Below are 236 nucleotides of genomic sequence, written 5' to 3' on the forward strand. Positions count from 1 at the left end.
TTCTTCGGTTCGATTGCGAGTGTCACGAACATAGCTCCGGAAGAGCAACAGGTACCGGGGATACACGATGTATTTTCTTGGGTTCGTTTTCTCGGCTCTGCCTTCGGAGGCGTCATTGTCCTTCCTCAATTATTTAAACAATACTTAGCGACTTCCCCGGGGTCAATGCAAAGAAGAACAACGCCTCAAATTATGGGGGATATCGGAAAGCTTGCATATCGGCTTCTCATGTTACC

General features: G+C 47.5%; 1 pseudogene. It reads left to right on the forward strand.

The features are described 5' to 3' along the window. Positions 1-236: pseudogene (locus JDS99_RS31790) on the forward strand (conjugal transfer protein TrbL family protein); the annotation flags it as partial.

It is taken from the genome of Bacillus cereus group sp. N6 (assembly GCF_016483705.1).
In the GTDB taxonomy this organism is placed as follows: Bacteria; Bacillota; Bacilli; order Bacillales; family Bacillaceae_G; genus Bacillus_A; species Bacillus_A wiedmannii.